Genomic DNA, 782 nt, shown 5'->3' on the forward strand with positions numbered 1-782 from the left:
TTCCATAAACGACCATGCAGAAAGCAGCTAGCAATGCCGAAGGCTTTGAACCCTTTGAATATACATTTGAACAGCATGTAAGAGCTGAGAAGCTTGATAGCTATTACAAATTCAGCGAACAACTGCACCTCTTAGCTAGCCAGCAAGCCGGTTACATCTACCACGAGAGGCGCTTGTTGGCGGGTGACGGTGAGATTCGCAACTTTCAAACCATTTTGCGCTTTGATAGCCCAGAAAATTGCATCAATTGGCTAGAGCATCCWGAAAGGCGCAGGCTTTTGCGCCARGAGGAAGAACAAAATTATTTTCAATACAGCGGCCATGGAAACTGGCAGAGCTATGCACGCTGGCTGGCTCGAAGCATTACAAAACCCACACCAAAGTGGAAGGTGAGCCTGCTGGTTTTGCTCACTCTTTATCCCACAGTGATGGTGCTAACACCATTGCTGCATCTCAGCCTTAAAGGGGTTGCTTATCCTATTAAAATGTTAATCAGTAATTCCCTATGCGTAGCAGCAACTTCTTGGATATTAGTTCCCATCGTAAGCCGCATTTACAGTAATTGGCTCCAGGGAAACCTCGGCCGCTGGCAACGTTGCTTTGCGCTTTCATCGCTGATAATTCTCTTTATCCTGCTGCTCAATGGCTTCCTGGCCCTGCCGAAAAGCCTCTGGGGTTAATTATAATTTGCAATCGCGAATAGACCTGAAAACCGAAAAAGCCTGGTGATAGCCATTGAAAATACATTAATCCAAATCCCCTAATCGCTTGCGCGCCAGATC

The 782-nt window shown here is 46.4% G+C and carries 1 protein-coding gene; it reads left to right on the top strand.

The window, feature by feature from the left end; all coding sequences use genetic code 11:
* Window positions 1-14 precede the first annotated feature (14 nt).
* Entirely contained in the window at window positions 15-680 is a 666-nt protein-coding gene (locus C7K08_RS14795; protein WP_106501202.1) for a putative antibiotic biosynthesis monooxygenase, read from the top strand.
* Window positions 681-782: the final 102 nt, after the last annotated feature.

The sequence above is a fragment of the Synechococcus lacustris str. Tous genome (assembly GCF_003011125.1).
Lineage (GTDB): Bacteria > Cyanobacteriota > Cyanobacteriia > PCC-6307 > Cyanobiaceae > Synechococcus_D > Synechococcus_D lacustris.